Raw genomic sequence first — 15,719 nt, 5'->3', positions numbered from 1 at the left:
GCGCGCCGATCAGCGCAACACGTTCAAGAGGTCCTGCACCATCGAATTCGCGGTCGTGATCACCTTGGTGTTGGCCGAATAGGCCTGTTGGGTCACGATCAGCTTAGTGAATTCGTCGGCGATGTCGGTATTGGATCCCTCCAGCGACGAACCGCTGATGGTGCCCGAGGCGCCGTCGATGGCGTCTCCCGACTGCTCGGTCGCAGCATAGGCGCCGCCGTCCATCGCCTTCAGATAGTTGGTGCCATTGAAGTGCGACAGCTGAACCTGCGCGAGGTTGAGGTTCTGGCCATTCGAGAAGGTGCCGACCACGATGCCGTTGTTGTTGACGGCAACCGAGCGAAGCTGACCGGCGGCATAGCCGTTCTGCGTGATGGTGTTGATGGTCACCGCGCCGCTGGTGCTGGCATATTGCGTCAGTCCGCCAGAGGAGATGTTGAAGGCGACGGAGCCGAGCGACTGGCCGCTGACGCTGACGTTGTTGATGGTGATGCCCGAGCCGCTCGGCGAAGTCAGCGAGCCGTCGGCGGCAAAGGTGAAGGCCTGGCCGGTATTGACCCAGCCGACCGTCGTGCCGGTCGCATTGGGATCGGTCTGGTAGAACAGGTTCCAGGTGTCGGAATGGCCGGCGCCCAGCGAGGCGCTGTCGGTCTTGGCCCAGCGCAATTGCAGGTTCACCGGCGTGCCGGCGGCGTTGTAGGCGGTCACCGCGCCGCCGCTGATCGATTCCTTGGTGAAGGTGGCGATGTCGTTGCCGATCACGCCGCCGGTGCCGGCCGTACCGCCGCCGTCGCGGTTCTTGGTGATGGTCGAGGTGAAGCCGAGCGCGGCGAAGGCGGCGCTGTTCGAGCTCGACACCGACAGGTTGGACACGGTGCCGGTGTTCAGCGTGATCACGCCGCCGCTGCTGATCGACGATCCCGACGCGCCGGACAGCGCGTCGATCTTGCCGAGCAGGGTCGTGATGTTGTCGGTGATGTTGATCTGGTTGGGACCCGAGGCGCCCGAGGCCATGAAGGTCAGCGTCTGACCGTTGACCGTGATGGTATCGCCGGCGGCGAAGCTGGACGTGAGCACCTGGGCGCCGCCGGCGGTCGCCGAGCCGCTCAGCACCGTTGCGCCCGAGATCGCGGGCGAGGACAGCACGTTGCCGCCGCGGGTCACGCTGCTGATGCCGAGTGCGGTGGCGGCCGTGCCGCTGCCGACGGCCACGTCGGTGCCGGTGCCGCTCGAGATCTGGATATTGCCGCTGGCGGAGAGCGAAGCCGTGACGCCGGCGCCGCCCGCGGTCTGGATCGCGTTCAGGATGTCCGCAACCGTCGCCGTCGTGCCCGCGCCCAGACCGATCGTGGTGTTGTTGCCGACCGTCGAAACCGTCGTGCCGGCGTTGAAGGTGATCGTGTTGCCATTGATCGTCAGCGTCTGGCCGCTCAACGCGGTGAGAATGCTGGAGGCGAGATGCGTGCCGACGGTATTGTCGAGGGAGGTGGTGGTCGAGGCGACCGCAGACGAATTGTTCTGGAGCGCGACCGTGCCGGTGGCCGTGGTCGACGAATACGCGGAACGGATGTTGCCGGTGGCGGCTGCGCCTGACACCGTGGCGTTGGCATAGGGCGCGGGCGGTGTGCCGACCGGCAGCGGATTCGCGGTGAAGTCGGACGGGTTCAGTCCGCCCGCCGCCAGCAGCGTGCCGGCCGCCGCTGTCGTTTTCGCCACCGTGTTCGGCTGCGTCGGCAGGTTCGCAGCGTACTGGATCGAGGTGGTCGCCTGCGCCGGAATGAAGTTGTTCTGGAATTGCAGCACGTTTGCCACGCTGCCGGTCGGGTTGCCGGTCTTCGGGTCGACCGTGACGCCCATCAGGTAATAGCCGGCGCCATTGACCAGATTGCCGTTGGCATTGAGCTGGAAGTCGCCGCGCCTCGTATAGTAGGTGACGCCAGTGAACACCGGCACGTTGTCGACGACGCCGCTCGCCTTCTGGATCGAGAAGAAGCCGTCGCCGGTGATCGCCATGTTGGTGGCGACGGTGGAGGACGAGATCGTGCCCTGCGTGGTGATGGTGGCCTTCGCATTGGCGGTCACGCCGCCGGCGACCTGTTTGCTGGGGACGGAAGAGTCGGGAATGAGGTCGACGAAGCTGGTGCCGATGCCCTTGTAACCGGTGGTGGACGAGTTCGCGATGTTGCCCGAGATGTTCTGAAGCGCGAAGGACTGCGCCTGCAGGCCACCCACCGAGGTGTTCATTGCATCGAAGATACCCATAACTTTGTCTCCAAATCCGATCTCGGCGGCCGGTCGACCATGGCCGCAATCGGGAGAGACGTCGCAAAGGCTATGCCAATGCAGGTATTCTCAGGAAATCAATGACTTAAATAGACATGCCCCGGTCGGATGACCGGGGCACAATTGCCGGGCCGGCAACAATTGCCGGGGCATGATGTCATTCCGGAGCGGTCCGCAGGACCGAATCCGGAATCTCGAGATTCCGGATTCGGTCCTGACGCATCGCTCCGGAACGACACCTCAAGTCGCCGACGCCGCAGCCGGGTGGAAGACCAGCCCGAAGCCATCGATGCAGTAGCGCAATCCGGTCGGCTTCGGGCCATCGTCGAAGACATGGCCGAGATGACCGCCGCAGCGGCGGCAATGCACCTCAGTGCGGACCATTCCATAGGCGCGGTCCTCGGTCTTACCGATATTGCCCTCGATGGGCGCATAGAAGCTCGGCCATCCCGTGCCGCTCTCGAACTTGGTCTCGGACGAAAACAGCGGCAGGTCGCAGCCGGCACAGGCGAAAATGCCCTTGCGCTTCTCCTTGAGCAGCGGGCTGGAGCCGGGCCGCTCGGTGCCGTGGTTGCGCAGGATCTCATATTGCTGCGGCGTGAGCTGGGCACGCCATTCGGCCTCCGTCTTCACGATTTCGAACTTTCCCGCGGCCTTCTCGCCAGCCTCGGCGGGGGATGCTGTCAGCCAGCGGAAGGCCGAAAGGCCAAACAGGCCGGCGACGGTCGATAGCAGGATGCGGCGGTCAAACATCTCATTCTCCGTGTGGGAGCTCCCACGCCCTGAGATACGGGTTCTAACGGCCGACGTTACACGTCCGGGCGGAATTTTTCTCAGGGTCTATTGCGGTACGCCGTCGCCTTGCGAGGCTGGTTCCACGCTCTGTGCCGCCGCTCTTGGCGGCGGAGCCTGTCGTGGCCGGACGCCGGACGGCGCGCGGCGCGGGCCCGTGCCGGCGGCCCGATTGGCTTCGGCGAGGCGCGCCTCGCGCTTCCTGTCCTTGACGCGAGCTCGCTCGCGGTAGCGGGCGAGCGAGCCTGCGGCGGCGGAACTCGCCCTGCTCCAGATCCCGACCAGTTGGCCCGCAACGCGGCCCGTGGTGCCGCCCGCCCAGACCAGTTCGAATGGCGAAAACAACCGCCAGCGCTCATCGCCGCGCAAAATGCTGCGCGCGATCATCTGTCCGGCCAAGGCGGCGGTGTTCATGCCCTGGCGGCCGAACCCGCTCGCGACCCACAGGCCTTTCCGCAGCTGGCCGATCTGCGGCATGCCGTGCACAGTCTGGCCGGTGGCGCCGCCGAACATGTCCGTGATCTCGACGTTGCCGAGCGCAGGAAAAATCGTGCGGATCCGGCGTCTAACGGCGCCCGCGAAGCGCTGCGGACGTGCCGCCCAGGTGGTCTCCGGGCTCTCCCACATCAGCCGGTCGCCATCGACGATCCGGAAATGGTCGACACCGTCGGAATCCGTCACCGATCCCTTGAAGGCGATGATCTCGTGAAGGCGCTCGCCCAGCGGCGCGGTCACGCCGGCGTAGCGCCAGACCGGCAGGAGCGTGTCCGACAGACGCTCCAAGGGCGCACCGAGATGAATGTTGCCTGCGAGCACGATATGGCTTGCCCGCAGGCGCGCCGAGGGCGTGACGATGCGCTTGCGGATGCCGGAATGATCGATGCTGACGACTGGCGTATCCTCGAAGATGCGGGCCCCGGCCCGCCGCGCCAGCGCCGCAAGGCCGTGCACATATTTGCGGCCGTCGACTTGGAACGCCCTGGGATAGTACACGCCGTGGAAGTAGCGATCGGTCTTGAGCAACTCGCGCACGCGTTCGGCCTGCCAGCCCTCGACCTCGGTATCGAAATCCTCGTTCAGCATCTGCAACCGGCTGATCAGCCGGTCGCCGGCATCGACGTTGGAGACTTCCAGCACGCCCTCGCTCAGGGCAATTCCCGGCATGTTCTCTTCCGTGACGTTTGCCCGGACGATCTCGGCCCCCTCCTTCGACAGCGTCCACAACTCGCGCGCGTCGTCGAAGCCGATGCGCTCGATCAGGTCGGTGAGCGGCAATGCAAAGCCCGGCATCACGGTGCCGAGTTGGTTGCCGGAGGCGTTCCAGCCGATATGCCGGCCCTCGAGCACCGCAACGCTGGCCCCGAGCCGGGCGGCTTCCAGCGCGACGGAAAGGCCGGCAAGCCCCGCTCCGATGACGCAGATGTCTGCGTCCAGATCGAACGACAGCCGCTCGCGAAAGCCGGCCTCTTCCTGGGACACGCTTGTGAAAGTCTCGCTCATGGCGTTTCTTAAGATACCAACCGGGCGCCTGTCACCTTGTCCTCAACCGGCGCCCCTAGATTATTCTGGACGTGGAGCGATTCGAGAATGCCATGCGCCGTTTGATGCTGCTGCGTCACGCCAAGACCGAGACCGACGCGCCGAGCGGCCGTGACCAGGATCGCCGCCTCGACGAGCGCGGCCACAAGGATGCAGCGCGAATTGGCGACTGGATCGCCGCTCATCCGCCCTTCCCCGATACCGTGCTGGTGTCGCATGCCGTCCGCGCCCGGCAGACCTGGGACATCGCCTGGGAGGCGATGAAGGACCGCGTCGCAGCGCCGCAGGTCGAGGTCCTGCCGGAACTCTATGGCGCCGATCCTGCGGAGATCCTGGCAGCGATTCGCACGGCGACCGCGCCGGCCGACCCAAAGCAGTTGCTGCTGATCGGCCACAATCCCGGCATGCACGAGGTCGCGCTGATGCTGATGGGCAGCGGCGATCCGGCCGGTGCCAGGGCACTCGGCGACAATCTGCCCACCGCAGGGCTTGCGATCTTCGACTTTGACGTCAAGGATTGGGGTGACGTGGCGTACCGCCGCGGCAAGCTGGTGCTGTTCGTCAGCCCCAAGCTGCTTCGACCGGGATGATCGCGGGACCTACCGGCAAGACGTGCTGACCGAAAGATTTGGAGGCGCAGATGTTCAAGTCCATCCTCGTGCCCATCGACCTCGCCGATACCGATCTGGCCAAGCCGGCGATCGCAACCGCGGCGACGTTGTCGCAGACCTGGAGCGGCACGGTGCGCCTGCTCAACGTGCTGCCGATGACGCCGGTGATGCTCGCCGAATACGTGCCGGCGGATTTCGACGAGCAGCAGCGCCAGACCTCGGAGGAAGCCCTCGCCATCGTCGCGCGCGAATCGGGCATCGAGCCAGGTCGCATCTCCAGCGTGGTGCGCCAGGGCGGCATCTACCACGAGATCCTGGAGGAAGCGGTGCATATGAAGGCCGACCTGATCGTGATGACCTCGCACCGGCCGGCGATGCGCACCTATTTCCTCGGCTCCAACGCCGGACACGTGGTGCGCTATGCCAAGTGCTCCGTGCTGGTGGTCAGGCACTAGGGCGCGCGGACTCAGCAAGGTACAGCAACAGCAAGGCGCAACCGCAACCTCATCGACGCGAGTCCACGCGGCTTGTTTGGTAGCATCGGCCTTGCAGTTCATTCCTGTCGGCGAGTTCGTACTGCATACGACGTCCGTCCGACCCCATGGAACCGTTCCCGGGTTGGAACGTTAATGATCGTCGCCGCTCGGCCCTCGGCTTTTCTATCGGTGATGAGAACGCCTGATCGCGCTCCCGCCCTCACGGAAAGGAACGCCGCATGCAGCGCCGCCCGTTGACGCACACGAAATCACTCAAAGACCGACTCCTCGAAGAGGCCAAAAGGCTTGCAGAGGAAGCGAAGTTGCTACCGCATGGCCCTCTGCGGGAAGCTGTCACCAAAAGGGCCCGGCAGGCCGAGATAGCGGCTCACATGGATGATTGGCTCGCCTCTCCTGGCTTGCGACCTCCGAAGGACGATCCCGCGGGCCCGAACTAACACCAGGCCAGCATCTGCTGAGACAGGAACGAACGCACCTCGCCCTCGTTTAGATCAGCTGCAACATTTCTCATTCTGCTGTGAGGTATCGTGCAGACCCGCCCGAGGTACTGCCAATGGCCTTTCTGCAAGCTCGCTTCCCCTCGCTTCTTTCCCGCTGCCTGACCGCCTTCAGGCGATATCCTACGCTCACCGCCATTGCTGGTGCAGTAACGGTCATGGCGGGGGCGGCTCTCGTCAATCGGCAGCTTGCCAGGAAGGCGCAACGCGATAATCCCCCGCAGGGACGATTCATCGAGGTCAACGGCGTACGTCTGCACTATGTGGAGCGGGGCAACGGTCGACCGCTGGTTCTCTTTCACGGCAACGGCAGCATGATCCAGGATTTCGAGTCGAGCGGCTTGATTGATCTGGCAGAGCAGAGTTACCGCGTCATCGTGTTCGATCGCCCCGGATTCGGACATAGCTTGCGACCCCGGAGTGCCGTTTGGACGCCCGAGGCGCAAGCAGATCTGTTCAAGGAAGCACTCGCTCATCTGGGCGTTCAGCGCGCGATTGTGCTGGGGCATTCGTGGGGAGCGTCGGTCGCAGTGGCGCTGGCGATCAGGCATCCCTCGTTCGTCGAAGCATTGGTGCTGGCGTCGGGATACTATTTCCCAACCGCCCGCACCGACGCCGTGGCCTCTTTTCCATCTGCAATACCCGGGCTCGGAGATATCATCAGTTACACCGTATCCCCGATCTTCGGGCGGCTGATGTGGCCTGCGATGTTGCGCAAATTATTCGGCCCGCGCGAAGTCCCCGAGAAGTTCGCTGATTTTCCCAAGGAAATGGCCGTACGGCCAGCACAGATGCATGCCAGTGCTGCGGAAGCGGCCTTGATGGTCCCCGCGGCCTTTGCAGCTGCGAAGACCTACAGCGAACTTAGGATGCCCACGATCATCATCGGGGGGGCTGACGACCGTCTGATCGACATCGACAAGCAGTCCGTCAGACTCCACGAGAAGATCAAGCAGAGCAAATTGCATCGGATCGCCGGAGTAGGTCACATGATCCATCAATCTGCGACACCGGACCTGATGGCGGCCATCGACGAAGCCGCTGCCGAGACATTGCATTAGAGCGTTTTCGACCGAAGTGGACACCGGTTCGCGTCAAGAAAACGCGTCAAAACAAGAATCTAGAGCCCCGTTCCGATTTCATCGGAACGGGAAAGGCTCTAGACGGCATTGTCCACAAGACAGCAAGCTCACAGGTACCGCGTCAGTTCGGCCTTGAACTGCCCGTATACCGCATCCTCGATCTGGCTGCGCGTGATGCCGATGTCGCGCAAGGCGCGGTCGTCGAGCTCGTTCAGCGTCTTGACGGCGGAGCGGCGCTCCAGGCGGTTGAACAGGGCAGAGGCAGCGTTGGCAATCGCAGTGAAAAATCGGCCCGATGAGGATGGGCGTAAACTCCGCCCGGCAGTTTGGGAGATCGTGATCATTTTCTTCTTCTCCGGCGTGTCGTTCCGCGCGGCGCAGCCGATGCCGTTGGCGCGGGCGCTGTCAGCGCCTGCACCTCATTTGCCGTCGGATTGCTCTCGCTCACCTCGGCTCAATCGCGGAACTTGATGGAACTTAAATGCTCCAGTACACTACTCGGAGCAAGTAAAACATTGCTCTCGGTGCAATAATGTCCAAGTTCGAGTACGTGAAGCTTGCCGATGCCATTGCGGCCGATATCACTAACGGCACGTTAAGGCCCGGCGACCGGCTGCCGCCGCAGCGCAATTTTGCCTATGACCGTGGCATTGCGGTCTCGACCGCGAGCCGGGTTTATACGGAATTGCTCCGCCGCGGGCTCGTGGTCGGCGAGGTCGGACGCGGTACGTTCATCTCGGGCGACGTCAGGCGCGAAGTGCAGACGCTCAGCGAGCCGGCCGAGGCGCGCATCAATTTCGAGGTCAATTACCCGCTGCTGCCGCAGCAATGGGCGATGATCGCCAAGAGCCTTGCAGGACTCGAACGCGTCGACGCGCTCGAATCCGCGTTGCGCGTCTCGACCAGCACGGGCACCAGGAGCGCGCGCCATGCGGCGGCCGCCTATCTCGCGCGCAAGGATTTCGCGCCACAGGCCGAACAGATCTTCTTCACTGCCAATGGCAAGCAATCGCTCGCGGCCGCGCTTGCGGCGCTCGTTCCCACCGGCGGCCGCTGCGGCGTCGAGGCGCTGACCTATCCCTACGTCAAGAGCATCGCCGCGCGGTTGGGTGTGACGCTGGTCCCGATTCCGATGGACGAGCACGGCGCGCGGCCCGACGCCATCCAGAAGGCGCATCGCGAGGCCCACCTGTCGGCGCTGTATCTCCAGCCCATCATCCAGAATCCGCTCGGCGTCACCATGAACGCGACGCGGCGCGGCGACATCATGCGCGTCGCCGAGAAGCTCGATCTCACCATCGTCGAGGACGCCGTCTACGGCTTCCTCGCCGACGACACGCCGCTCGCGGCGCTCGGGCCGGACCGCTGCATCGTGATCGACAGCCTGTCCAAGAAGGTCGCGCCCGGCCTCGCGCTCGGTATCCTCGTCGCGCCATCGCATCTGCGCGAGAGCGTGATGAGCGCGGTGCGCACCGGCGGCTGGATCGCCTCCGGCCACGCGCTGGCGGCCGGGCAACGGCTGATGGCCGACGGCACTGTCGCCGAGCTGACCCGACTGAAGCGCATCGACGCCGCGCGCCGCCAGCAGACCGCCGCAAGGCTCTTGTCCGGCTACCAGCTCGCCGCCGACCCGCGCGCCTATCATCTCTGGCTGACGCTGCCCCCGCACTGGCGCTCGCAGACCTTCGTCGCCGCAGCAGCAAGGCGCGGCATCGCGCTGACGCCGTCCTCGACCTTCGCCATTGCCCACGGTCATGCGCCGAATGCGGTGCGGCTCGCGCTCGCCCCGCCCACGCCCGAGCAGCTCGATTCCGGCCTGCGCACGATCGCCTCGCTGCTCGGCACCAAGGAAGAGGATTTCGACTCGACGGAGTAGCGACCGCTCTATGGCAACAAGGATCGGGGCAATCGACCGAAGCTGTAGCTCCGCGGCCGGTTGCGCCACACGAAGCCGCCGACCTGCCAGGCGAACAGAGCGGCAAAGCCGAGGATGAACAGCACGCCCGCGAACTCGCCGATCATGAGGGCGCGGATCAGCAGCCCCGTCATGGCCACCGTCAGCATCGCCAGGAACGCCAGCACTGCCGCATAGGTCTTGCGGCCAAGCCCTGCAGTCAGCGTCGCCCGGCTGTCCGCCTTCGCCAAACGCTCATGAAGCGCGACGATGAACTGGCGAAAGCCGTTGTCCTGCGGCGCCATCAGGGCCGCCGTCTGCCAACTCGTCGACAGGATCGCGATACGGCCGCCGCCGGCGCGGCTGACGTCGGCACGAAAGCGGTGCTGCTGCATCGAGACCGGGCGGAACGACAGCCGGACCGCCGAGATCTCGTCGTAGCGCCACAGGCCGGAGCGTCCTGGAGTGTGCCAAGACAGCCCTTCGTCCGTGAGCTCGAAGCGATGCGCCGAGCCGATCAGCGAGGCCTTGTAGGCGTAGCGCGTGGCCGCATCGGCTTCGGCTCCCGGCATATCGATCACAGGTCCCATTCGCGATCCGCTTGCGCGGACGCCCTCGCCCATCCTACAAGCGGGACATGGCTGAGACGACCTATTTTCCGCGCCGCCTGATCCTCGGCGCCGCCGTGATCTCCGGTGTGCTGCTCGCCCTCGCGGTGCACATGCTCGGCGCACGCTACGGGCTCGATCTCGGCGGCCTCTGGCGCTCCGACACACATGAGTTCATACCCGCAGGCGCGGCGATCGCGTGGTGGCTGATCGCCACGGTTGGATTCTCCGGCGGCTATTTCACGGCGACATTGATGCAGAGCGCCGTCTCCGGGCAGATCCCGCAACGGATGCGGCAATTCCTGATCGCGGTCGGCGTGCTGCTGCTTGCGGGAGCCGGCCAGACGGCCTCGGCGCCGAGCCCGATCCCCACCGTCTCGGGTATGCTCGCCGGGCTTGCCGCGCTGTGTCTCGGTGCGGTGATGGCATTCTGCGGCGCGCATTTCGCGTTAAGGCGCGGCTGACCTTATTGCGCCGAGCCGCCGCCGAGACTCACCAAGGGTGGCCAATGATCCACTTCAAAAGGAAAGCGCCGCGCGTTGGCCGCGCGGCGCTTCCCGGCTTTCACTGCGACTGCTAGCTCGCCGCGCGCAGGTTCACCTTGCTCTCGGCGAGCGTCGTCAGCTTCTTGTCGGTCGCCTTCTCCTCCTCCAGCGTCTTTGCAAGGACGCTGGCGCAGTCGTTGCGGCCGAGCTGCTTGGCCCAGGCGATCAGGCTGCCGTAGCGGACGATCTCGTAATGTTCGGCGGCCTGCGCTGCGTTGATCAGAGCAGCGTCGAGCACCGCCTTGTCGGCGACTTCCCCGGCGGTTTCGTCGGCTTCCTCAATGATGCCGTCGATGGCCGGGCAATCGACCGCCTTCACGGGGACGCCGTGCATCTTGAACACTTCCTCAAGTCGAGCGACGTGCTGCTTGGTTTCCTCAAGGTGCGTCAAAAAGCCCTGTTTCAGCTGCGGATCGGTGGCCTTGCTTGCCATCTTCGGCAGCGCCTTGGTGAGCTGCTGCTCGGCGTAGTAGATGTCCTGGAGCTGGTGCACGAACAGGTCGTTCATGGTTTTGATGTCTTTTGTGAACAGTCCCATCGTTCGAATCCTCTAAGGGTTTTGGGGAACACGGGAGCGTCGGCTTGCATGAGAAGCCGCATATTCCGCCATGTTCGATTGCTGATGGAGCCTAACGAGCACGCGGCATCGACGTTCCAAAAATCGCCTATGACCATTTGCGCTGGAACAAGGCGGACGGCGCCAGGATATGAATTCATGTCGGCACACAGATGCGCGAGCGGAGCGGGTTTCACGACTCATATGCTTAACGCGCCGCCGATATGAACCGCGTATGACAAAAGTGGCGGTCCGATGCAGAACCTATTCTTGTCAAGGGCTGCACAAGCCGCTGGTTTTGCCTTAAATGAGCTGGATCATGCCTAGCGATCGATGCCTGCCTTTGGCCGTGATCGCGCCCGACCGGCCAATGCCTGGCCCGGTCGGCTTTTGCCCCCCGCCGGGAGGATGAATGCACGGACTGCTGCCTGCGCTGAAACGCGGCTTCAAGAGATGGATCGGCTGGCGACGGCTCGGAATTGCCGCGAGCATCTTCATCATCGCCTTCGCGATCACCACGCTGGTGCGGACCCTCAAGGGTATCGACACCGGCGTCATCCTGACCGCGTTGACCGAGATTCCCCGCGGGAGCATCGGGCTGGCGGCGATCTGCGTCTTCTTCGCGTTCTGCACGCTGACCTTCTACGACTTTTTTGCACTGCGAACGATCGGCAAGAAGCACGTGCCCTATCGCATCGCTGCGCTCTCGAGCTTCACGTCCTACTCGATCGGCCACAACATCGGCGCCACCGTCTTCACCGGCGGCGCGATCCGTTTCCGGATCTATTCGGATTACGGGTTGAACGCGATCGACGTCGCGAAAATCTGCTTCCTGTCAGGCCTGACCTTCTGGCTCGGTAACATCTTCGTGCTCTCGATCGGCTTGGCCATCCATCCGGATGCGGCGTCCTCGATGGATCAGCTGCCCCCATCGATCAACCGGCTGATCGCGCTCGGCGGCCTTGCCTCGATCGGGGCCTATCTCATCTGGCTATGCATGGGCGAGAAGCGGCGCGAGCTCGGCCAGAAGGGCTGGAAGGTGGTGCTGCCCTCGGCGCCGCTGACGCTGGTGCAGATCCTGATCGGCGTGGTCGATCTCGGCTTCTGCGCCATGGCAATGTACCTGCTGATGCCTGCCAATCCGCCGATCGACTTCATGTCGCTCGCCGTGGTGTTCATCCTGGCGACCCTGATCGGCTTTGCCAGCCATGCGCCCGGCTCGATCGGCGTATTCGATGCCGCGATGCTGGTGGCGCTGCCCGAATTCGGCCGCGAGCAGCTTCTGGCGACGCTGCTGGTGTTCCGCATCCTCTATTTCGTGATCCCCTTCGGCCTCGCCATCTCCATCATGGGCGCGCGCGAACTCTGGATGAACGTGGTCGAGCCCTGGCAGGAACGGCGACGGCTGGCGGAGGCCTGCGCTCAGGCCAACCTGCCCAAGCAGGTGGCCACAATGGAGCGCGAACGGACACTGCGGCAGGCCGGCAAGCGGTAGGACCGAACCACGAAGCCGTCAGACGAAGGTTGCAGGCGGAGGTGCAATCATCTCTTATTTCCGCCTCAACTTTGCCGTTGAAGAGCCGGGCCATGATCCCTCTCCTATTTCGCACCCTCCCTGCAGCCGCGCTGCTGCTTGCCGGCATTCTGACCGCTTTACTGCCCGAGCCGTCCGCCGCGCAGGACGCCGGCGCGATGCAGATCAGTTGGGAGGTGCGTAACCGCTTCCGTCTGTTTCGCGAGGAACGCGACTTCCTGCTCCATGTCGAGAACGCGCGTAATCGCAGCATCCTCGCCGCCGAGCAATCGCTGGAGCTTCAGAGCGAGGGCCGCGGCTGGGCCCGCAACATGGTCAACCGGCTCTGCATCGACCTCCAGGGCCGGGTCAACCAGCCCTGCACCCGCGATAACGTCAAAGAGAACTACATCACCCCGATAGACCATCCCGTCACGGTGCGCCTCGCGGGGGCAGTGCCGGTCGGCGCCACCTGCGCCTGGTCGTTCGACGACGGCGACGGCCCGCAACAATCGACGTTCGACTGCGCCGAGCCGATCAATTTGCGCGTCCGCTACGGCAGGCAGACGGTCGCGACCGTCGACGTCTCCTCCGGCTCCGATCCGACCCAGCGCATCCAGACCGAGATCAAGGTTCGCGACATCTTCGTCGCAGGCCTCGGGGACAGCATCGCCTCCGGCGAGGGCAATCCGGACCGGCCGCTGGCGCTGTCGGACGACGGATTTTGCTTCCGCTCCTATCTCGGCACCGCCGGCGCGCAGTACTACCGGCCGAGCCGCGCCGGCTTCAAGGGCGGCCGCGCCTGCGAGGCGCCGGATACGCTCGCCAACTGGCAACGCTACAGCGCGCTCTGGTTCAACGCGCCCTGCCACCGTTCGCTCTACAGCTATCAGGCCCGCGCCGCGCTGGCGCTCGCGGTGCGCTACACCCACATCGCGGTGACCTTCCTGCCGCTAGCCTGCACCGGCGCCAGCATCAGCGACGGGCTGCTCGGGTCGCAGCGCGCCCGCGAATGCCCGCCCGGCAAGACCGGCGTCTGCAACACCAGCGTCAATGCCCAGGTTGCCGAACTGCGCGAGGCGCTTACCGCAGCGAAGAAACGTCAACCCGACCGCACGCTCGACCTCGTTCTGCTTTCGGTCGGCGCCAACGACGTCTACTTCTCCGGTCTCGTCGCCGACGTCATCGTTGACACCGCGACCGAGCGGGCGCTGTTCCGCCGCTCCGGCGTGATGGCGAGCGTCGACGATTCCCGGGACGCGCTGACGCGCGAGCTGCCGCAGAATTTCGCCAAGCTGCGCGAGACGCTGAAACCGCTCGTCGGCGGCGACCTCTCGCGCGTGGTCTATGTCTCTTACGCCAATCCCGCGCTCGCCGAGGGCGGCGTGCCCTGCCGCGGCGGCCGCGCCGGATTCGACATCCATCCGGCCTTCAGCGCCGATCCGCAGCGCCTCGCCCGGGTCTCCACCTACGTCGACACGGAATTCCTGCCGCAGCTGAAAGGGCTCGCCACCTGCACCCGCGGTGCGCTGTGCCGCGATCCCGAAGCCGACCGCATGACCTTCGTCGACGCGCACCAGGCCGCGTTCGCCGATCACGGCTTCTGCGCCCATTCGGGCAACGATCCCGAATTCGACCGGGCCTGCTTTGCCGAGAACGGCCAGAGCTTCAATCCGGACATCGTCAGCGCGGCGAGCCAGCCGATGCTGTGCGGCCGCGGCGCCTCTGAATATCGCGCCTACCTGCCGCGCGCGCGCTGGATCCGCGACGCCAACGACAGCTATTTCGCTGCGATGACCTATCCGCAAGGCTTGCCGGCAGCGAGCCAGCCCACTGACATTCACGATGCGACCTGGGGCGTGCTCTCCGCCGTCTATGGCGGCGCCGTGCATCCCAGCGCCGAAGGCCACGCCGCAATGGCGGATGCCGCATTGCCGGCCGCGAGCACCGTGCTGGGGCTCGATGCGGTGCCGCCGAACGTGACGCGCGGATTCCTGCCGCAGCTGCTGCCGAGCGCCCAGCAGTAGGTCGCGCTGCCTCCACAGGCGCGCTCATCGTCGCGTGAGCCGCGTTTCATCAATTCAAAAACGGCATCGATCGATGCTTCATTGAACTTGGACACCTCGCTGCGCGCGCCTCTACGACTACGGCCCAGGTCGTCGGCAAGATCGAGCGGGTGACACAGCGTTCCTCCTGAGAGCTCCCATGGAGCTTGACCAGGTAACTCAACGGCGGCCCACGGCCGCCGTCTTTGTTTGGGAGGTAACCGATGTTAGAAGTGCCGGGGAAACGCCTTATCCATCTAAGGCATGTATCGATGTTCGATCTCAACCAGCTCCGCTGTTTCGTCACGGTGGCGGAAGAACTGCACTTCGGCCGCGCCGCCGCGCGGCTGAACATGACCCAGCCGCCATTGTCCCGGCAGATCCAGGTGCTCGAGCACATCATCGATGCGCCGCTCCTGGAGCGCACCAGCCGCTCGGTGCGGCTGACGCCTGCGGGGCGCAGCTTCCTGCCCGAGGCCCGACGCATCCTCAAGCTTGCGGAAAGCGCCTCTCAGGTCGCCCGCCGCATCGCGCTCGGCAAGATCGGATCGCTGAAGATCGGATTTACGGCGGCCGCTGCTTACGGCTTCCTGCCCGAGCTCGTCGCCGCCTGCCGCGCCAAGCTGCCTGAGGTCGATTTCTCGCTGAAGGAGATGGTGTCCGGCGATCAGTTCGAGGCGCTGACCTCGGGCCAGATCGACGCCGGCCTGCTGAGACCGCCGATCGCGCGCCCCGAACTTGCCAGCCGCCGCGTCGTCGCCGAGCCCTTGCTCGCGGCGATTCCGAAGAAGCATCCGCTCGCCAGCGCCGACAGCATCACCATCAAGGACTTCGACGACCAGCCCTTCGTGATGTACTCGCCCTATGAGAGCCGCTATTTCCACGACCTGCTGGTGGCGCTGTTCACCCGCGCCGACGTGCTGCCGCGCTACGTCCAGCATCTCAGCCAGATCCACTCGATCCTCGCGATGGTGCGCGCGGGCCTCGGCCTCGCCATCGTGCCGGCCGCAGCCGCCAACCTGAAGATCTCCGACGTGCGGCTTCGGCCCCTGAAGTTGCGCACCCGCGTGCCCGTCGAGCTGTTCATGGTGTGGCGCCGCGACGACGAGAACCCGCTGCTGCCGGCACTGGTCAAGATCGCCGGCGAACTGTCCTCCGCGGAGGCGACGGACGATTGATGCTCAATCCGCATCGGTCGATATAGGCTTTGGCTTGGACGCGCATCGAACGGTCTCCTAAACCACGGCGCATGGACGC

At 64.9% G+C, this 15,719-nt stretch carries 14 protein-coding genes; 8 read left to right on the top strand and 6 right to left on the bottom strand.

The features are described 5' to 3' along the window. Window positions 1-9: 9 nt before the first annotated feature. The 3 genes from ACYCVF_RS05105 to ACYCVF_RS05095 all read right to left on the bottom strand — a co-directional run bounded on the left by ACYCVF_RS05105 (window position 10) and on the right by ACYCVF_RS05095 (window position 4,575). Window positions 10-2,262, bottom strand: a complete 2,253-nt coding sequence (locus ACYCVF_RS05105) for a flagellar hook-basal body complex protein (protein ID WP_061025878.1) — start codon at window positions 2,260-2,262, stop codon at window positions 10-12. Between the two features lie 261 nt (window positions 2,263-2,523). Next, entirely contained in the window at window positions 2,524-3,036 is a 513-nt protein-coding gene (msrB, locus tag ACYCVF_RS05100; protein ID WP_459597531.1) for a peptide-methionine (R)-S-oxide reductase MsrB, read from the bottom strand. A gap of 87 nt (window positions 3,037-3,123) precedes the next feature. Further along, a complete protein-coding gene (locus ACYCVF_RS05095) occupies window positions 3,124-4,575 on the bottom strand; it encodes an NAD(P)/FAD-dependent oxidoreductase (RefSeq protein ID WP_459597529.1) in 1,452 nt (483 codons plus the stop codon). A 92-nt stretch (window positions 4,576-4,667) separates the two neighbouring features. Between ACYCVF_RS05095 and ACYCVF_RS05090 the strand changes: the two genes are divergently transcribed. The 3 genes from ACYCVF_RS05090 to ACYCVF_RS05080 all read left to right on the top strand — a co-directional run bounded on the left by ACYCVF_RS05090 (window position 4,668) and on the right by ACYCVF_RS05080 (window position 7,280). Further along, complete coding sequence (locus tag ACYCVF_RS05090; protein ID WP_459597527.1) at window positions 4,668-5,204, top strand: SixA phosphatase family protein; 537 nt, start codon at window positions 4,668-4,670, stop codon at window positions 5,202-5,204. Window positions 5,205-5,254: 50 nt separating this feature from the next. Then, window positions 5,255-5,680 carry a universal stress protein gene (locus ACYCVF_RS05085; RefSeq protein ID WP_128926751.1) on the top strand — a complete coding sequence of 142 codons (426 nt, stop codon included), beginning with the start codon at window positions 5,255-5,257 and terminating at the stop codon, window positions 5,678-5,680. 595 nt (window positions 5,681-6,275) lie between these two features. Then, complete coding sequence (locus ACYCVF_RS05080; RefSeq protein ID WP_459597524.1) at window positions 6,276-7,280, top strand: alpha/beta fold hydrolase; 1,005 nt, start codon at window positions 6,276-6,278, stop codon at window positions 7,278-7,280. A gap of 128 nt (window positions 7,281-7,408) precedes the next feature. Here ACYCVF_RS05080 and ACYCVF_RS05075 read toward each other — a convergent pair whose 3' ends face one another. Next, window positions 7,409-7,645, bottom strand: coding sequence for a DUF1127 domain-containing protein (locus tag ACYCVF_RS05075; protein ID WP_459597522.1), 237 nt, complete (start codon window positions 7,643-7,645; stop codon window positions 7,409-7,411). Between the two features lie 188 nt (window positions 7,646-7,833). Here ACYCVF_RS05075 and ACYCVF_RS05070 point away from each other — a divergent pair, with 188 nt between their 5' ends. Then, a complete protein-coding gene (locus tag ACYCVF_RS05070; protein WP_459597520.1) occupies window positions 7,834-9,177 on the top strand; it encodes an aminotransferase-like domain-containing protein in 1,344 nt (447 codons plus the stop codon). An 8-nt stretch (window positions 9,178-9,185) separates the two neighbouring features. Here ACYCVF_RS05070 and ACYCVF_RS05065 read toward each other — a convergent pair whose 3' ends face one another. Beyond that, on the bottom strand, window positions 9,186-9,785 hold the full coding sequence (locus ACYCVF_RS05065; RefSeq protein ID WP_459597518.1) for a hypothetical protein: 600 nt from the start codon (window positions 9,783-9,785) through the stop codon (window positions 9,186-9,188). Window positions 9,786-9,832: 47 nt separating this feature from the next. Here ACYCVF_RS05065 and ACYCVF_RS05060 point away from each other — a divergent pair, with 47 nt between their 5' ends. Continuing rightward, window positions 9,833-10,267, top strand: a complete 435-nt coding sequence (locus ACYCVF_RS05060; protein ID WP_459597516.1) for a hypothetical protein — start codon at window positions 9,833-9,835, stop codon at window positions 10,265-10,267. A 112-nt stretch (window positions 10,268-10,379) separates the two neighbouring features. On the opposite strand, the gene ACYCVF_RS05055 is transcribed toward ACYCVF_RS05060, so the two are convergent. Further along, entirely contained in the window at window positions 10,380-10,886 is a 507-nt protein-coding gene (locus ACYCVF_RS05055) for a YciE/YciF ferroxidase family protein (RefSeq protein ID WP_459597514.1), read from the bottom strand. A gap of 430 nt (window positions 10,887-11,316) precedes the next feature. Here ACYCVF_RS05055 and ACYCVF_RS05050 point away from each other — a divergent pair, with 430 nt between their 5' ends. The 3 genes from ACYCVF_RS05050 to ACYCVF_RS05040 all read left to right on the top strand — a co-directional run bounded on the left by ACYCVF_RS05050 (window position 11,317) and on the right by ACYCVF_RS05040 (window position 15,640). Then, window positions 11,317-12,399 carry a lysylphosphatidylglycerol synthase transmembrane domain-containing protein gene (locus tag ACYCVF_RS05050; protein ID WP_459597512.1) on the top strand — a complete coding sequence of 361 codons (1,083 nt, stop codon included), beginning with the start codon at window positions 11,317-11,319 and terminating at the stop codon, window positions 12,397-12,399. A gap of 92 nt (window positions 12,400-12,491) precedes the next feature. Continuing rightward, window positions 12,492-14,444, top strand: a complete 1,953-nt coding sequence (locus ACYCVF_RS05045; protein ID WP_459597510.1) for an SGNH/GDSL hydrolase family protein — start codon at window positions 12,492-12,494, stop codon at window positions 14,442-14,444. 290 nt (window positions 14,445-14,734) lie between these two features. Then, window positions 14,735-15,640: a LysR family transcriptional regulator gene (locus ACYCVF_RS05040; protein WP_459597508.1), complete on the top strand. Its 906-nt coding sequence runs from the start codon at window positions 14,735-14,737 to the stop codon at window positions 15,638-15,640. The last annotated feature ends 79 nt before the right edge of the window (window positions 15,641-15,719 follow it).

Source organism: Bradyrhizobium cedriense (genome assembly GCF_054602315.1).
The sequence above is the reverse complement of the archived record's forward strand: the minus strand, read 5'-3'. Positions and strand labels throughout refer to the sequence as shown.